We start from the raw sequence: 16312 nt of genomic DNA, 5'->3' as shown, positions 1-16312 counted from the left end.
CTCGGCGGCCGCCGCACGATCATGACGACTCCCGGCAGGATACGACCCTCCCCGCCGTCCGGCGCACCAGGGGCGCTTGGGGTCCGGCGGGTGCGGCGTCCGGGGCGCTGACCGGCGGCGTCACAGGATCTTCCCGGTTCCTCTGAGGGCCGGGCACGGCCCCCGTGAGCGAGGTCCACACGGACGTCCTACCGTGGAAGGACGCCCGTGGCCCGACGCCGGTCCCTGGCGCGCGGCCGTCACGGCCGGTGGCGGCGGGCGGACCAGCCCGCCGACGACCGGAAACCAGCACCACGTGACCACGCCCTCCGAGAACCCCCGCCTCGACCGCGACGCCCCGCGCGTCCCGCGCGACGAGCCCGGCCCCGACGCCGGACACCCCGCGGGACGCACCACCGCGGAGCCGGCTCCCGAGAAGGAGCGCGAGGCCCCGGCCCGCCTCTCGCTCACCCAGGTCATCGCCAGCGCCCTCGCCGCGGTGAGCACCACCGTGCTCCTGTCCTACTTCGGGACCGCCGGGACGATCATCGGCGCCGGCATCGCCAGCGCGCTGACCGTCGTCGCGAACTACGTCTACACGCGCTCGATCCAGAAGACGCGCGAGCAGCTCGTGCCCGTCGTCGGCAAGGTCGTGCAGGCCACCGCAGGCACGGGCACCACCCGTACCCGCACCACCACGGCGGTCGCGTCGGTGCCTCGCGGGGCCGTCGAGCCCGACGCGCGGGCGGACAGCGTCGAGACGGCGGTGGCCACCGCGGTCGGCTCGGCAGGGGCCGACGGCGAGGCGGCCGGGGCGGCCGGGACGGACGACTCCGAGGGTGGGCAGAACCGCTGGCTGCGGCTCATCGACCGGTACGGGCGCGGCCGCGTGCTCACCGTGACGGCGCTCGCGCTGTTCGTCGCCGTGATGGGCGTGGTCCTCGTCGTCGAGCTCGTCCTCGGCAAGCCCCTCGCGGACGCCGTCCGCGGCGTCGAGGGGTCGGGCACGACGATCAGCCACCAGCGGACCCCGAGCACCGAGGACCCGACGACGCCGGCGCCCAGCACGCCCTCGCAGGGCCCCGCGACCGTGCCGACGCCGGGCCCGAGCCCCTCGCCGTCGACGACGCCGTCCGACGAGCCGTCCAGCACGCCCACGCCCACCCCGGAGCCGACCGTGGACCCCACCCCCGACCCGACGACGCCGGAGGAACCCGCCCCGACGCCCTCGACGGGCCCGGGCGAGGGGGCCGGGGGCACCGGCGGCGGTACCGAGTCCGAGGCGGAGACCGGCACGGGCGACGGGAGCACCGGGACCGCGCCGACGCCGTCGACGCCCGGTAGCGCGCCCGCCCCGACGCCCGCGTCGGCCTAGCCGGACCGGGGGCGACCCGACCGCGTCCGCACGCGCGAGAGCCCCGCAGTCCCGTCCGGGAGTGCGGGGCTCTCGCGTCTGCGGCGCCTACCGCAGGATCGCGTCGATGCGCTCGGCGCAGTCCCCGCCGGCGCGTCCCGCCTCGTCGACGACGACGGACGCGAGCTCGCGCAGGCGGACGTTCTTGTCGTTCGAGACCTGCTTGAGGCGGGCGAACGCCTCGTCGGCGCTCACGCCGTGCGCGGCGATGAGGATGCCCTTGGCCTGCTCGATCGGGCCACGACCCTCGGCCGCCGCGGTGATGTCCCGGCGCGCACGCTCCTGCGCGCGCCCCGCGACCGTCGTCGTGATGTCGACGAAGTAGCCCAGCAGCTCGACGACCTCACCCGACTCGCGGTCCCGGCGCCCCTGCCCCACGAGGACGACGTACCGCTCGACGCCGTGGGCGTCCATGATGCGGTGCACGCTCGAGAAGGGCTCGCCCGTGGCCTCGGCGTGGTCGAGGACCGCACGGACGTGCTCGCGGTCGTCGGGATGCTTGTGCGCCAGGACGAGCTCGGTGGTCGGCACCACGTCGCCCGGCTCGAACCCGTGGACCCGGTACGTCTCCGACGACCACCACCAGGTGCCGGTCTTCAGGTCGAGGCGGTACTGGCCGATCTTCTGGCCCGTCTCGCGGGTCAGGGATGGGTCGATGGCATGGTCGTCTACGGACATGTCGGTGCTCCGTCTTCTCCAGAGGATGAGGAGCCAGGTCCAGACTCAACCCTTCGACCGTACTCCCGAACCGTGAAGTCCGACAGGTGGCGAGCACGGGGAGACGGTTCTTAGGGTGTCCTTGCGGCCGAGGTGCCGCAGGGGGCACCGGCCCGTGAAGAAGCCCGCAGCCGGTGCGCCTCTGACCGAGCAGTGCTCGGCCAGAGGCTGCCGCCCAGGCGGGCTCCGCGAGACGTCGCGCCGCAGGCACACGACCGGGCCCCCGGCCTGTCTACCTTGAGCGGGTGAACCACGTGCCGGACGAGGGACCGTTCTTCCACGGGACGAAGGCCGACCTGCGGGCAGGTGATCTGCTGACCGCGGGGTTCCGGTCGAACTACCGGCCCGAGATCGTCATGAACCACGTCTACTTCACCGCGCTCGTCGGCGGCGCCGCGCTCGCCGCCGAGCTGGCGGCCCGCGACGCCGCCCCGCGTGTCTACGAGGTCGAGCCGACCGGCCCGTTCGAGGACGACCCGAACGTCACCGACAAGAAGTTCCCGGGCAACCCCACGCGGTCCTACCGGAGCAGCGCGCCCCTGCGGGTGGTCCGTGAGGTCGCCGAGTGGCCACGCCTGAGCCCCGAGGAGCTCGCTAGCTGGCGCGCGCGCCTCGCGGCTCTGCGGACCGAGGAGCGCGGCGAGATCATCAACTGACCAGAGCGTGGTGCGGATGACGACCGGGCCGACGTCCCGCAGCACGCGCACACCTGCCAGGGTCGGTGACGGGCGTTCGACCTCTGTCCTGCTCGGTGCGCCTGGCCAGATTCGAACTGGCGACACCCGCTTTAGGAGTTCTCCACTAGAGCGGGCGTCTTCGCAGGTCAGCATAGACCCGCTATAGCGCCCAGGGAGGTTTGGGGGAGCCCCGGAACCCCGCCAATCTGCCCTGCTTCGTCATGGTTTGGGACGGTTTCGTACAGGGCGAAAGTCCTGAACAACACCAAGCGCCCGTAACCAACCAACCACCACAGAACAACCTCTTCGACATGTGTCTGCAAACGACATCCATCACTACCAGAGAGGCCCGTTGTCGTGGAGCGGGCGCCTTGGGGTCGTCACTGGTGTGCGCAGAAGCGGACCGGTCCTGTCAACCGTCATGGTCCCGAGCGTCCCTGGCGCGGCACCAGGGGCACTTCTGGTCGGTTACGTCGTCCGCGCCGTAGCATAGGCATCGGACGGTGCCTCCAAGGTCTTCGAGCGCTTCCACGGCCTTCAGTTCGGCTTTCGCCCTCTCTACGGTCACTGCGAACCGGGCGAGATTGCCACCGCTGCCGATGGGGTGGACCGCCGCCCGTTCTACACGATCCTCCATGACAGCGATCGGCGGCATGTCCTTCGTGAAGGACCCACTGCGGTGGTTCTCTGACCACCACCGCTCGGCAAGGTCCGCGGCCGTCGCCTCCTGGCTCCAACCGCCTTCCGCCCGTGCGGACTCGTACCGCGCGACGGCGGCACGGTTGTCGGACACCCACTCCGCGAACCTCAGCACGGTCCCGTCATCGACAGGCGCGGGATCAGGGCCGTCGCCAGCGGTCGGGTGATCCCAGTACGGGTCGCCATCGCCGAGCGCCCAGAGCGCTTCTTCTTCAGCTCCTTCGTCTCGATACCCATACCCGGCTTCCATGGACTCCAGGCGGCTTAGGGCCGCGGACGCGGCTTGGGCGTCCCAGCCGACGACTGCGAACCCGGAAGAGTGCTCAGGCGTTCCAGCAAGGGGCTCGTCCGGGGCCAGCGCGCTGGTTCCACCAGGCTGTGGTGCGTGCTCGTCCTGTGTTTTCCCACCGGGCTGCACCTTGTACTGGTTGGTGCCTGGGCCGCCACTGGTCTTCGACTTCGACATGATCGTTCGTCCTTTCGCTAGCCCCGTGCGGGGTGTCTCACTTGTACTGCTGGCGGCTGTTTTACACGTTTACACTTTGCGTGTTGGCCATCCCGCCGTTACACCACCGCGCCATTGTGCGGTGGCAATACGTTGGATATTGTCGGGGGATGTTTGCCTACGCGTGGGCGGGTTCCCGGTCTATTGACTGCGACTGGGTTCCCTGACCCGGCTCACAGCCATGCTCGTATCAAATATCGGGTCCACTGGATCGCCCTTGCCCTGCGCAGACGTCCCGGGCGTGGCGCTCCGCCCATCGTTGCGGGCGGGTGAATGTGCCGAAAGGCCCTACCCTCACAAGCGTTCCGCGCCCTACTGTGACGCCACACAGAGACAGGGGGCTCGACGAAGACGTCTGACACGAGTGCTTCCATCCGTGCGCCCGGGACCTCCCGCTACACCCGCACCGCCCTGGCCGCAACGCCCCGACACACAGCACCAGCCAGGTTCACACCCGGAAGGCAACCGCAACCATGCCCATCGACTTCACCGCGTTCGCGCAAAACAACGACACCCCCGAGGAACCCCAGCACCCGCGAGACATCTTCACCGCACTACCGCGCGCCACCGGCTACCAGTACCTACGCGGACCACAGGACCAAATCCTTGACCAGTGGGACAAGCGACGAGACGAGAGCGACCTCGTCATCAAACTGAACACCGGCGGCGGGAAGACTGTCGTCGGGCTGCTTATAGCACAGTCCTGCCTGGCAGACGGGTCCGGCCCTGTTGTGTACCTGGTCCCAGATCGCTATCTCGCGGAGCAAGTTCGTGACGAAGCCGCAGGACTGGGAATCGCCGTCACAGAAGAACACACGTCCTACGAGTACACAGCCAGCAGGGCAATCCTGGTAACCACGTTCCAGAAGCTTGTTAACGGACAGTCCGTTTTTGGCGTCGGCGGGTCATCATCCAAGGCTGCGCGGGCACGGGTCGGGACCATTATTGTTGACGATGCCCACTCGTGCTTGAACAAAGCAGAGCGGGCATTTAGTCTGCGAATCACAGCGAAAGACCAGCCGGATGTCTACACAAGACTTCTCGATCTGTTCAACGACTCCCTGGATCAGCAAAGCCCGAATGCTCTCCTGGATATCCGCGCCCAGCGCCGCTCGGGCCTCGCCCAGATCCCCTACTGGGACTGGCAAGACCGCCAGAGGGATGTGCTGAGCATCCTTCACCCCATCAGCGCTGACATCCCGTACTCCTACGCTTGGCCGCTCATCGTGGATATCTTGCCACAGTGTCGAGCGGTTGTCACTTCTGAAGCCATCGAGATCGCCCCTGACCACCTGCCGATTCACATACTGACCGGTTTCGAAAACGCCACCAGGCGTATCTACCTTACAGCAACGCTCTCCGACGACGGCGTCCTTGTTAAGGACTTCGACGCGGACCCCGAAACAGTCGCACAACCAATCACCCCGGCGAATGCGGGCGACATTGGCGATCGCCTAATTCTCATCCCCCAACAAATCATTCCGGACTCAACCGACGAAGATGTCCGCGAGTTGGCGGTCAAACTAGCAGAAGACCGCAACGTGGTCGTGATCGTTCCCAGCAAGGCCCGCGCTGAAGTTTGGCGCGCGCTCGGTGCGCAGGTCTTCGACAAGGACACCATCAAGGACGGTGTGGCACAACTACGTGCACACCCCCGGCTTGGGCTAGTCGTCCTGGTGAACAGGTATGACGGGATTGACTTGCCCGGCGATGCCTGCCATGTGCTCGTCATTGACGGGCTCCCCGAGGCGCTGGACCCGATCAACCGGCTCGACGAAGCGCAACTGGCCGGGTCTGAGACTCTTCTACGCCGCCAGATTCAGCGCATTGAGCAGGGTATGGGCCGGGCCGTGCGTTCTACCGATGACTACTGTGTGGTTCTGCTCATGGATGCTCGCATGACTGAGAGGCTGGTGCGGCCTGGTGCCGAAGAAGCCCTGTCACCGGCGACGCGAGCCCAGATGCAGTTGTCCTTGGAGGTGTCAGACAGTCTCCGGGGCTCTACCGTTGCAGACCTCATGTCGGCCATCGACCAGGTGCTAACTCGGGACATGGGGTGGATCACAGCGAGCAGGTCACGGTTGGCGAAGCTCAGGTACGAGGATCGCAAGGTGGACCCCATCACAGTCCAGCGTCGTGCCGCATTCGACCTGGCTGCTGCCAACCGGCTCAGTGACGCCGCCGCCGCAACGCAGGTTGCACTCGACACTCCCGGGATCGACAGCGTTGTGCGAGGGCAGCTGTTGCAGGAGATGGCGACGTTCCAGCACCGAGTCGACCCCGTGCTGGCCCAGCAGACCCAGCAGGCTGCGAACGGGTCGAATCGCGCCCTGTTGCGCCCCTCCACAGGGTTCACCTACGCAAAACTCGGGACTCCAGTCAAGGAGCAGGGAGCCACGGCGTCAACGTTCCTGCAAACACGATACCGAACTGGCGGCGAATTGCGTCTGGGCTTCAACGCCCTGCGTGCGGACTTGGTGTTTGGGCCTCGCACAAGCCAGTTTGAGGCCGCGATGGACGAGCTCGCGGCCCATTTGGGCTTTGCTGGGCACAGGCCAGAGGTTGAAATCGGTCGCGGTCCCGACAACCTGTGGGCACTGAATGACGGTTCATTCTTAGTGATCGAGGCTAAGAGCGGCGCTTTGGCGCACCCCGTTTACAAGGATGACGCCAAGCAGTTGTCAAACGCGATGGACTGGTTCAGGGACCAGTACCCTATGGCAACGGGGACACCGGTTCTGGTTCACCAGTGGTCGACATTTGATTCCAAGGCGGCGATCCCGCAGCGCTGTCGGGTTCTCACGGTTGAAAAGCTCGTGGTGCTCAACGACGCGTTGGACCAACTCGCGACGGCATTGTCCGAGAACGATGCTTACCGTGACCCTGCGCGGGTCAGCCAGTTGCTCGCGCATCATGGGCTGACAGCCCAGACCTTCCTCACTCGCTACACAGTCGAGGCCCGCAAGAGCAAGTAGGATGCGGTTGCCTGTTTGAGCAGGTGCGGGGTCGATCGGGTTTTTGGCCCCGCACCTGCCGTCATTCTCGTGCGAGCCGAGTAGATTACTTTCTTCGCTGCTATAACGATTAGCTTTGGATGCTCGGCTCGTTCTAGCCGTGAGCGGTGACGCCTCACGGTCCACGGCTGTCCGGATGGGTCGCTGGCTCAGTTTCGCCTGACCTCACTGCCGCACGTTTCCGCTCCTTAGCAATGCCTGCGTTCAGGAGTTTGCGCGCCTGGTCCCAGTCTTCGCCGAACAGGTGGGCGTACACGTCCAAAGTTGTGGTGGCTGAAGCGTGACCTGCGATGGCCTGCACCTGCTTCACCGTCAACCCGAACCTGATTGCGTTGCTGACTGCTGTGTGACGGAGGTCGTGAGGGTGAAGGTTTGGTTTGCCTATGGTGGCTGCCGCTGCTTTGAACTCCCGACCAGCGTAGTTCCCACGGTTCACCGTGGCACCGCGCGGTCCACGAAACACGTAGTCGCCCGGTCCCAGGCCGTCCAGGAGGGGTGCGATGGCCAGCCACGCGGGGTCAACGATAGGTATCTCACGGTCAGTACTCGCCGCAGTCTTGGCCCGGTCCCGTGTCACCTTCCGCCCGTTCACCACCACCAAGGTGTGCTCAACCCGGACTGTTCGACGCCGCCTGTTGATCGCCCCCGCCTTCAACCCAGCCGCTTCAGACACCCGCATGCCCGTGAACACTAACCAGGTGACCCACGGTTGCCAGTGCGGCGGGTGGGCTGCAATCAGTGCGTCAACTTCTGTGATGGTCAACGCCTGACCAGGCCGGGTGGTGGGACTTTTGGCCCACCGCATCCGGCGGGTCGGGTTGTGGTGCAACCGCCCGGCCTCGACCGCCCAGGTAAGGATGCTGGAGAGTACCTGGTGAGCTCGTTTGCGGTTGCCGACCGGTCCCGGTAGCTCGTTCACCCACGTTTGGACGTCTTCACGTCGAATATCACCGAGCTTGGTGGTGCCCCACCGGGGCAGGACGAGTCGTTCGAGGATACTGAGGTTCCGTGCCCGGGTACTCGGCGCCCAGTCAGGTTGCGCCGCTTCCCAGTGTTTCGCGGCTTGCGCGATGGTGATGAGGTGCCCCCTACCGGTGTTCGGACCCGTGTTGATTCGCACGAGTTGCTCGTTCAAGAACGCCCGGGCCGCAGCCTTGGTGCAGAACGACGCCTTGCGTTCTCTCCCGCCAGGTTCGGTCCATACAGCCCGCCACCGCATCCCTTTCCCGTACTCAGCTGATGGGATGGTGCGTTTCCTGTTCGCGGGGTCGCGTTTGCGCCACCTATCTTCTACACGCGCCACGAAACCCGCCCGAGCCGGGCCCGTGAGCGCTCGTGTTGTGCGGGGTGGCTTTTGGGTGGCGGGACGGTGCTAGCCCAAGGGTCCGGGGTTCTCATTCTTCGCACGGTGGCAACACCCTGGACCTGTGGCAGGGGGCTTTGGACCCGACCCGCGAGCCACAAGACCCGAAATGTGGTCGCCCGCGCTGGAGTCCCGTGTTGGGCGAGGCGGAGGCGACGAGGGTCAGCCGAGTTCGGGGGTAGGCCAAGTGTGGGAAGCGACGATCCAGTCACCGGCGGCGCTACCAGTACAGCGACCTGATCGCTGAACGAGAACCGAGATCGGCACCGACAGAGCAGCCTGTCTGAAGGTTGCGGCATGATGCGGTGCATGGCAGACCTGCGTCCCGAAGAAGCCTGGGCCAAGGCGTGTATCGAGTCCGCCTTGGAAGGTGTCACGGTCGGGCAGCACGACGACGGCAGACGGAACTCGATGCACGACCTGGATCTTGCACGGGACGGGGTCGTGTTCGGGGCGTGCGAGGTGACCGCCGCGGCAGACCAGAAGGCCATCGAGACCTGGAACGTCGCCAACGGCGACGAGGAACGGTGGATCGAGGGAGGCCTGGTCGGCGGTTGGATGCTCACGCTCCGGCCCGGGTGCAGCATCAAGACTCTGCGGATGAAGGCACCGGGGCTTCTGCGTCGCCTCGAAGACAACCCTCACGACACGGACGCAGAGAACGGGCTCCGCCGGTTGGGGGTCGTGGACGCCCACCAAGGCGGCACCAGCTTCCCGGGCAGCATCTACCTCACGGTCGACCAGGGGCGCGAGTTCACCGGCGGTGTCGTCGCCGACACCGGTGACGGGCTGGTCGAGTGGTTCGACGAGTGGGTGCGCGAACCGCAGCAGACGCACAACATCGACAAGCTCACCAGGTCCGGCGTGCCCGAGACGCACCTGTTCGTGATTCTCCCCGGGTTCGCCGCTGGCCCGTTTACAGCCACCGACCTGCTCATGCGCGACAACCCGCCGCTCCCGACGGTCCCACCCGGCCTTCCCGACGGGCTCACCCACGTGTGGCTCACGTCTACATGGACCACCGGGGCTATGTACCACTGGGGCCCCGGCGGTTGGGTCCTGTTCGAGAAGGCGCAATAGCGTCCGGAACGAGATTCCAGCGCTTCGCCGGACTAGGTTACGGTGCTTTCGGTGTAGTTGTTGAGGTTCACGCCCCATCGGCGAACCTGGTTACGCAGACTGCTGATCCCCACCTGGATGGCCCTGCGAGGCCTCAGGTTCGGTGATGAACGCGATGAGCTCCTTGCCGAGCTGCTGAGTCTTGGACCCGAAGACGCTGTCGGCTGTCGTGCTCAAGCCAAGGTCGATGCGGGCCAAGTTTTTCGACCCGAGGTCTTTGACGACGTAGTCCAGCAGCGCCTTGTCGGCGGCAAGGTCAGGGTATGCGTCCTTCACGACGATCCCGGCCCCGCCCATCATGATGTCGGGCACCGGAACGCCTGCGTCCGAGTACCACGCTCGCGGGTCGTCGTAGAGCTTGAGCAGCTTGATGTGGGTCGGAGTCAGACCCACGAGCATGTCGAGAAGGATCGCCCGCCGGTCGGCCCCAGTGTCCGGCTGGAACGCGCTGTTCAGCACGGCGTTGCGCAAGGCGTCGATCTTCACCTCGTCTGAGGTCTCGACGGCAGCGCGGGTCGCCTCCCCGATCACGTCCATGAATGCCTCGTCGTTCGACAGGTCTTCGAAGGTGGCACCGCGTGGTTCGAGCAGCAGACGGTTCACAGCGTCCGTCAGGTCCACGACCCATGACTGGAACCGCTGCTCTCGCCCGCGTGTGACCACAGCTTGGAACAGCTCGACGGCGGCACCACCCGCCAGGGGAATCGCGCTGAGCCCGGCCCTGACGGCTGCCTCGATGAGCTGGTTTGCAGGACCGGCAGGCTCGGGGGCTTCGATTGTCATGCCCGGACACTACGCACCCGGCGGTGGTCGGCACCAGAGGATCGACGCCGCCCGAGAGCGCGCCTGCGGCATGATCGCTGGGTGGAGATGCACCCGGATACAGCACGCACGTTCCGGAAGGCGCTCATGGAGAACGCCTCCGCGCTGATCGAGGACGCCGGGGCTCGGCGGACCCACGGAGATCGGCCGCCAGCCCGAGACCTCAACCTGATGGGCCATCTACACGTCCTTTCGGCGCGGGAGTTCTCGCGCACCGCGACCAGGGGGTCCCTCCCTTTGCCGACGCGCCTTCGGGCTCTCTACCCCTGTGACGTGTCGAGGTCTAGCACAACGACACCATCGACCTTCCCGGGCAGGTCGGTCTGGATGGGGTTGCCGTGCAGTACGTCCAAGACGTAGCCCGGAGGGGTGCGCCTGAGGCCTCGCAGGATGTTGGGGAACACCTGGTCGCTCATGTGTCCCTGGTCGGAGGGCAGGTGTGAGAAGTACGGGTCGTCTGTAACGTTCTCGCAGACAGCAGTGTCCGTCATGACTCCGAATTGTCTCTCCCTCACGTTCATCACGATCGAGACCAGAGATTTCGCTACGCTCAACACTCCGTCGTGCTTAGACGTGAGGAATGAGCGCAGCGGTTCGGGCAGGTCGGCCCTTACTCGCAACGGTCGAGGTCCCAGATCCGCGTCGGTGAGGAACTCCAGCGGCACTGTCGAGGAGAGCTCGAACGGCGCATCGAACCGGGCGAGGTACTCCGCAGCGTTGGCGGGGAACAACGTCACCGTCGCCGCACGGCACCATTCACAGTCGCCCGTATGGTCAGAACGTCCACATGACAGGTCTCCCCTGGATTCGGGGGTGCCGGTGTACACCGCGTAGACCGGAGCGACGTTGAGTGCCTTGGCCGCATCAACGAGCCTTGCCCACTGCTGTCCGTCTTTGTACCCGAAGTCAGCCGTCCACTTCGGGGGCTTCAGCCGCTTCGCTTGGATCAGCATCCCAAAGGCGGCGTCCTTCTCGAGCCACCACCAGAGCCAGTCGGCGCCGGTCTTGCCTTCCTCGTTCCGGTTGAACGCGACGCCGCGCATGAAGGGCCAGGTGTGCTGCAGAAGCATGTCGGTCACGGTCTCTTCGTGCCATGTCAACCCGGCACGGTCGAAGACGCCCATGTGCTCCTCGACAGCGGTGCGCCCCCTCCGCAGCGTTGCGCGCAGTTCGTCGGTAGGTGTCCTCTGGCCTTCTTCGGGGGCTGTCACACCGGGTGCCAGTACTCGTAGATGCGGCGAACCTCGGTGTGCCAGGGGTGGCGGTCGCCGTCGACCCAGCCTTGGCCTGGCTTGCCGTCTCGTTTGTTGACCACCAGGGCGGGGAGGCTTGGTTGGTCGGCTTCGTGACACTCGTTCGAGAGGTCTCTGAGGATGTAGCGCATCTGGTGGCTCAGTCCAACCCCACTGATACCTATCGCGCGCCCGAGTTCCTCGTAGGTGAGGAGGGTCCGGCGCATCGCCGCGACGACCAGCGCTGCACGGGCTTCGGCCACGAACGCCTCACGAGGCTTCGACATAGGCAAAGTTCTACCATCGCTAGGCGGTGGGTGGTACTGCCGCCAGACCCTGGGTGCGGGCGATTTGTGTCCACATGAGCCTGGCTGGTTCCGGGCGATTCCGGGCGGCCTTGATGCACAGGTCCTTCTCGCTGTGTGGTTCCTTCCCTTGGCCTTCCGGCGTCCGATGCGCCGCGAACCGGGTTGGTATCTAGCGGGGCCTCACCGGAAGCTGCCTCTGGGTTCCGTCGGCCTGATCGGTCTCGCCAGGCTTGCTGGACCTTGCGTCGCCGGGACACGGAGACCACCAGGACGGCTCCGCTGGCTGGACCAGGCATCGCGATTCCCCATGCCCACCTCTATCCGACCTCCTGGCTCGGGCAACAGCAGCGCGGGTAACACCACCGCAGCAGGGGAACACCGTCTGGAGGGAGGCAGGCGCCACCCGCAACGGTTCGCGTGGTCGGCTCAGACCAACGAGAGAACCCGACGTGACCTTCCTGACCTGGAACTCGCCAACCAATGAGCGTCACACGCCAATGCGCTGAGACGAAACCACCGCCGTCAGGTCCTCCACGGAAGCCCACGGGGAGGCCTTGTCCACAGGGGTGACGCTGGTCCGTACGGCGTGTCGCTAGACAGTTTCTCTTCCACAGCCCTGAGGACAGCATCACCGCAGGTCACAGGCCCACTGGCGACTGTCCACAGGAAAACTCTGAGAGTTGTCCACACCTGTGTACACACCATGTCCACAGGTCAGGAGGCTGCGTCCACAGGCAGAGTGCCTTGTGTCCACCGGCCGTGCACAGGGTCGTTTGCGCAGGTCACCGCAGGGCTCTAGCGTCATTGGCGCAACAGCACTCGAACACAGCTACGACCCACAGGCAGGAAAAACCCGGACCCTCGTGCTGTACGTTCGAAACACCGGCCAGCACCCGCTGGACCCGGACAGCACGACGGCCCGCCACCCTTGTACGGATCCGCCAAGAAACGACACAGGGGCACGGGCCGCCAACACCCAGGAAGGTGTACACCGATGATCGCACACCCTGTAAAGGGCGACTTCCCCGATCCTGGCCCTGACGAGCTGGAGGCGCGCGCCACTCTCGCCCTGTCGCTGCTGAACTGGCGTGACACCCGGCTCGGGCACACGATCCGCCTCGCCGTCGCAGCTCTCCTCGGCGCTGCGATAGAGGACCTCGTGGAGATCGACCAGTTCGACCGGGGCGACTACCCGGACCCGGACGACCTCACACTCGGAGCCTGAGATACGGGAGCCCACCGGCATCCGGCTGGTGGGCTCCCACCCAGGTCGCACAGCGATCGTCGGCGGGCCGGGCAACCGGACGCAGACTTCCGTTCTGGAAGTGTCTGACCCCCGCGATGTGCGCAGGACTCGCTGTACTGGCCGCCGTCGTCTCGGCATCTCAACTAACGCTCATGAGCCTAATTGCGCGGGTTCTTCATGCCGGGCCGTTGCGGTTCGTCCGGCGAGAATCGTCCGGGCCAGGGCGAGCTGACGTTGTTGGCGCATGTCGGAACGAAGCTGGTCCAGGCGTCGCCACCGCGCAGCGTCGTTGTCGTACTTCGTTGCGCGGTCGAAGATCTCGACGCATACCTCCATCAGGTCCTCACGGTCGTCCTTCGACATCGAGTCTGGGCTGGTCCTATGGGCTTCGCGCAGCAGGCGGTACACGAAGTTCCTTGAGAGCCACAGGTTCCCGCCCGCATGTAGGAGCTTGCGGATGGCTCCGGGCCAGCCTGGCTCTCTGAGGGAGAACGCGAACAGGCACGCCGCGATCTTCGTCTCGTCGTCGACGAGGAACGACTGACGGTCAATCCCGCGATTGAACACGCGCAGCAGCTTCCTCGATGCCAGGGTCGACTCGATTCCACCACCGGCCAGGGCCGCAGGCACGATCTTCGACAACTCGTTGAGAATCTCCTGCAGCAGCTCGGGCTGGGTCTCCTGCAGTTCTCGGACGTCGTGCAGCGACCTTGCCAACTCGGAGATAAAGTCGTTGAACTGGGCGTCCTCGTGCATGACGCTGATGAGCTGGCCCCAACGCTGAAGGACCAGAGCGAACGCTTCGTCCTTCAACTCGATGTCTTGCACCTGGTCCGAGTCGCGCAGGACGGTCGAGGCCAGGTCTAGCGACCGCATCAGGCGACGCACCGGGGAGAGGTTCTGTACCCCGTCCACGGGGAACGGCAGGGAGTCGCTGTCATCGTGCTCGGTCAGCTCGAACTCTGAATCGTACGGGTCCTCAACCGGCTCGTCTTCTGTCTCCGCGTCAGCGTCTTGAGTCTTCGCCGGTGGTGCCTCGATCTGGTCGAGCACCTCGTACGGGGTTCGGGAGGTCGCCAGCTCTTCCGACGACGGAAGGGTGTCAAGTACTGCTCTCACGACGCTGGCGTCTGAACGGACCAAGGCCGAGTAGTCCTGCAGCACCGGGGCATAGTAGAGGGGCTGTTCCAGCAGGAACGCGCGGAACTCGGGGGACGTAGCGGCTTGCTTGGCCGCGAAGAGAAAGAGGAAGCTGCTGCGGGCGAACTCGATCTGGCCGGTGGCGGTGCGACGTAGCACGCGCAGTCCGACGAGGTGGTTGATGATCCCGATCGGGGAGTCGGACCAGTCGAACGCTTCCATCGTCTCGCTGAACTTGGTGACGGCGGCAGCCTCCGCCATGCCTGCGGACTCGGTGCGTGCCAGGTGCTCGGCGTACGCGGACAGCAACGCCTCTCGCCCTGGCTGGTCGACGGTGAACCGGGAGTCCTCGTGGGGGTCGCCCCGTCCGAGGAGCATCGCCACGTACTGCTCAAGGATCGCCGTCTGCGACGCGCTGCTGCCGATCATTCCCCCGCGCACGAGGACGGCGATGAGAAGGGAGACCGAGAACGGTGTTCGCGGCAGATTCTCGCCCTGCAGCACTCCGAGCACGTCGCTGGTGAGCCTCTCCGCGCCAACCGGGTGCGCCCGGGCGACAAGCTGTGCGACCTCCTTGTCTCCGAGCTTACTCAAGTACCGGAGCCTCGGCTCGTGACCGGAACGTCGCAGGCGTTCGACGATCGCGTCTTCGTCGCCCTGGCGGCAACCGATGATGGTGCCGATCTGCTTGCACTCGCACAGGGCGCTCATGACCCGCTCGAAGACTGCGGGGACACCGGGGTTCACGTCGTCGATGGCGAGGATGTACTCGGACATGGTGCCGTTGCTGCCGACGATGCCCGCCTCCCGGGCGGCAGCGGCGATCCGGTTCTCGAGCGGCTTCCTCCCGCCGCGGCACTCGCGGAAGCTGACGACGATCGGGGCTGCGGTAACGAGGTCAATCGAGGACTTCCAGGCGAGCCACCGCAGGGCGGTGGTCAGCCCGGTCTCGCTCTCGGCAACGAGGACGAGGAACTCCGTCTGGTTCAGCTCGGTCAGAGGGTCGATCTTCTCGATCTTGTCGCTCTTCTTGTCCCCCGTGCGTCGCTCCTTGACGTACTCGGCGTGAGGTACCGGGAGGAACACCGGCGGCAGGACCAGTGACTCGATGCTGGGGGGATCGTCGCTCGGGAGCTCTCCGAGGATCAGGTCTGCCTGCATGGTGTCGAGGAGGGCTGTCCGGGCTTCGTCTACTACGTCCCGCACGATTCCGGCCGAGGACCGCTCACCTGTGGGGGCGAGGTCGGCGAGTGCGGTCAGGAAGTCGGGGAGTTCCTCGTACTCGTTGCCGTACGGGACGGTAACGATGTTGTCTCCGGCGTGGACTTGCACGAGCTCGGCGACTTCTGATTCTCGGCAGAGGCGGTAGTGGTGCAGGCCGGACACCGTGAAGGTCTCGCGGTGCCACCGGAGGAGTTGCCCGAAGTTGGGGTCGTCTAGTCCGCTTCCGAAGCCGATGTACACCAGTGACTTGATGCTCGACGCTGCCTGCTGCAGGTGCTGGGCGGGGTCAGCGTTGATGACGGTGCTGTAGTCCTCAGTGCTGAAAACCGGCGTGTCGGGTGCATCCCAAACACCATGAAGATGCCCGATGTCGTTGGTGAAACCGCCCAGGAGCGTCTGCATCTTGCCCGGCTCGGCCCAATGGGCTGATCTCCGTCCTGTGATGCGCTCGAGCAGGGTGTCGTAGTTGGTAGTGAGGACCGGGAAGGGCAGGGTGTTGATGGCTTTCGCAAGGGATTCGTCAACGATCGGGAGGTTTCCCACGCTCTGGGCGAGCCAGTCAGCGTATGCCTGTTCTCCGAGCGCCCGGAGTTCCTTCTTCACCATCGATGCCGCCTGGATCATCGAGTCCGAGTCGCCATCTTCGATCCCGTAGGAGAGGAGGTTCTCGGCGAGACCGCGCCACCTGTCGGTCGGGTCGCTGCGCAGTCGGCAGACGTGTTCGATGCCGTCGCGGATCAGTCCGGCCCACATGGCGGTCTTCGCCCCGCCGGTGGTTGCCGCGGAGAACCCTGTGCCGACTACCAGGATGACATTCCCGGTAGCGACAGTCTGCTCGAGAGTGTGCATCCTT

General features: G+C 65.8%; 12 protein-coding genes and 1 tRNA gene. 5 read left to right on the top strand and 8 right to left on the bottom strand.

Annotation, left to right across the window (positions count from 1 at the left end):
- The first annotated feature begins 295 nt into the window (after window positions 1–295).
- A complete protein-coding gene (locus ACPCUX_RS05615) occupies window positions 296–1354 on the top strand; it encodes a hypothetical protein (protein ID WP_043654257.1) in 1059 nt (352 codons plus the stop codon).
- Window positions 1355–1441: 87 nt separating this feature from the next.
- On the opposite strand, the gene ACPCUX_RS05610 is transcribed toward ACPCUX_RS05615, so the two are convergent.
- Window positions 1442–2071 (bottom strand): PAS and ANTAR domain-containing protein, encoded by a 630-nt coding sequence (locus tag ACPCUX_RS05610; protein ID WP_051028106.1) that lies wholly within the window; start codon window positions 2069–2071, stop codon window positions 1442–1444.
- 284 nt (window positions 2072–2355) lie between these two features.
- On the opposite strand from ACPCUX_RS05610, the gene arr reads away from it, so the two are divergent.
- Entirely contained in the window at window positions 2356–2766 is a 411-nt protein-coding gene (arr, locus tag ACPCUX_RS05605) for an NAD(+)--rifampin ADP-ribosyltransferase (RefSeq protein WP_034654306.1), read from the top strand.
- Window positions 2767–2862: 96 nt separating this feature from the next.
- On the opposite strand, the gene ACPCUX_RS05600 is transcribed toward arr, so the two are convergent.
- Together ACPCUX_RS05600 and ACPCUX_RS05595 are read right to left on the bottom strand one after the other, a co-directional pair.
- A tRNA-OTHER gene (locus tag ACPCUX_RS05600) sits at window positions 2863–2948 on the bottom strand.
- 251 nt (window positions 2949–3199) lie between these two features.
- The gene (locus ACPCUX_RS05595) at window positions 3200–3952 is read right to left on the bottom strand and encodes a hypothetical protein (RefSeq protein WP_423388318.1); all 753 of its coding nucleotides are present in this window, start codon (window positions 3950–3952) and stop codon (window positions 3200–3202) included.
- A gap of 512 nt (window positions 3953–4464) precedes the next feature.
- Here ACPCUX_RS05595 and ACPCUX_RS05590 point away from each other — a divergent pair.
- The gene (locus ACPCUX_RS05590; RefSeq protein ID WP_423388317.1) at window positions 4465–6966 is read left to right on the top strand and encodes a helicase C-terminal domain-containing protein; all 2502 of its coding nucleotides are present in this window, start codon (window positions 4465–4467) and stop codon (window positions 6964–6966) included.
- A 154-nt stretch (window positions 6967–7120) separates the two neighbouring features.
- On the opposite strand, the gene ACPCUX_RS05585 is transcribed toward ACPCUX_RS05590, so the two are convergent.
- Complete coding sequence (locus tag ACPCUX_RS05585; protein WP_423388316.1) at window positions 7121–8125, bottom strand: tyrosine-type recombinase/integrase; 1005 nt, start codon at window positions 8123–8125, stop codon at window positions 7121–7123.
- A gap of 552 nt (window positions 8126–8677) precedes the next feature.
- Here ACPCUX_RS05585 and ACPCUX_RS05580 point away from each other — a divergent pair.
- Window positions 8678–9448, top strand: coding sequence for a hypothetical protein (locus tag ACPCUX_RS05580; protein WP_423388315.1), 771 nt, complete (start codon window positions 8678–8680; stop codon window positions 9446–9448).
- Window positions 9449–9538: 90 nt separating this feature from the next.
- Here ACPCUX_RS05580 and ACPCUX_RS05575 read toward each other — a convergent pair whose 3' ends face one another.
- The 3 genes from ACPCUX_RS05575 to ACPCUX_RS05565 all read right to left on the bottom strand — a co-directional run bounded on the left by ACPCUX_RS05575 (window position 9539) and on the right by ACPCUX_RS05565 (window position 11828).
- A complete protein-coding gene (locus ACPCUX_RS05575) occupies window positions 9539–10270 on the bottom strand; it encodes a hypothetical protein (RefSeq protein WP_423388314.1) in 732 nt (243 codons plus the stop codon).
- A gap of 299 nt (window positions 10271–10569) precedes the next feature.
- The gene (locus tag ACPCUX_RS05570) at window positions 10570–11388 is read right to left on the bottom strand and encodes a hypothetical protein (RefSeq protein WP_423388313.1); all 819 of its coding nucleotides are present in this window, start codon (window positions 11386–11388) and stop codon (window positions 10570–10572) included.
- A gap of 128 nt (window positions 11389–11516) precedes the next feature.
- Complete coding sequence (locus ACPCUX_RS05565; RefSeq protein WP_423388312.1) at window positions 11517–11828, bottom strand: hypothetical protein; 312 nt, start codon at window positions 11826–11828, stop codon at window positions 11517–11519.
- A gap of 1015 nt (window positions 11829–12843) precedes the next feature.
- Between ACPCUX_RS05565 and ACPCUX_RS05560 the strand changes: the two genes are divergently transcribed.
- Window positions 12844–13074: a hypothetical protein gene (locus ACPCUX_RS05560; protein ID WP_423388311.1), complete on the top strand. Its 231-nt coding sequence runs from the start codon at window positions 12844–12846 to the stop codon at window positions 13072–13074.
- A gap of 171 nt (window positions 13075–13245) precedes the next feature.
- On the opposite strand, the gene ACPCUX_RS05555 is transcribed toward ACPCUX_RS05560, so the two are convergent.
- A complete protein-coding gene (locus ACPCUX_RS05555; RefSeq protein WP_423388310.1) occupies window positions 13246–16308 on the bottom strand; it encodes an SIR2 family protein in 3063 nt (1020 codons plus the stop codon).
- Window positions 16309–16312 lie beyond the last annotated feature (4 nt).

The sequence above is a fragment of the Cellulosimicrobium sp. AB352 genome, from assembly GCF_049538415.1.
In the GTDB taxonomy this organism is placed as follows: domain Bacteria; phylum Actinomycetota; class Actinomycetes; order Actinomycetales; family Cellulomonadaceae; genus Cellulosimicrobium; species Cellulosimicrobium funkei.
This window is presented reverse-complemented; position numbering and strand designations above follow the sequence as displayed.

What these genes read in the sequence shown, in the direction of transcription:
- ACPCUX_RS05610 (WP_051028106.1), bottom strand. Translation starts at nt 2,071, where the DNA reads ATGTCCGTAGACGACCATGCCATCGACCCATCCCTGACCCGCGAGACG.
- ACPCUX_RS05595 (WP_423388318.1), bottom strand. Translation starts at nt 3,952, where the DNA reads ATGTCGAAGTCGAAGACCAGTGGCGGCCCAGGCACCAACCAGTACAAG.
- ACPCUX_RS05590 (WP_423388317.1), top strand. Translation starts at nt 4,465, where the DNA reads ATGCCCATCGACTTCACCGCGTTCGCGCAAAACAACGACACCCCCGAG.
- ACPCUX_RS05580 (WP_423388315.1), top strand. Translation starts at nt 8,678, where the DNA reads ATGGCAGACCTGCGTCCCGAAGAAGCCTGGGCCAAGGCGTGTATCGAG.
- ACPCUX_RS05575 (WP_423388314.1), bottom strand. Translation starts at nt 10,270, where the DNA reads ATGACAATCGAAGCCCCCGAGCCTGCCGGTCCTGCAAACCAGCTCATC.
- ACPCUX_RS05565 (WP_423388312.1), bottom strand. Translation starts at nt 11,828, where the DNA reads ATGTCGAAGCCTCGTGAGGCGTTCGTGGCCGAAGCCCGTGCAGCGCTG.
- ACPCUX_RS05560 (WP_423388311.1), top strand. Translation starts at nt 12,844, where the DNA reads ATGATCGCACACCCTGTAAAGGGCGACTTCCCCGATCCTGGCCCTGAC.
- ACPCUX_RS05555 (WP_423388310.1), bottom strand. Translation starts at nt 16,308, where the DNA reads ATGCACACTCTCGAGCAGACTGTCGCTACCGGGAATGTCATCCTGGTA.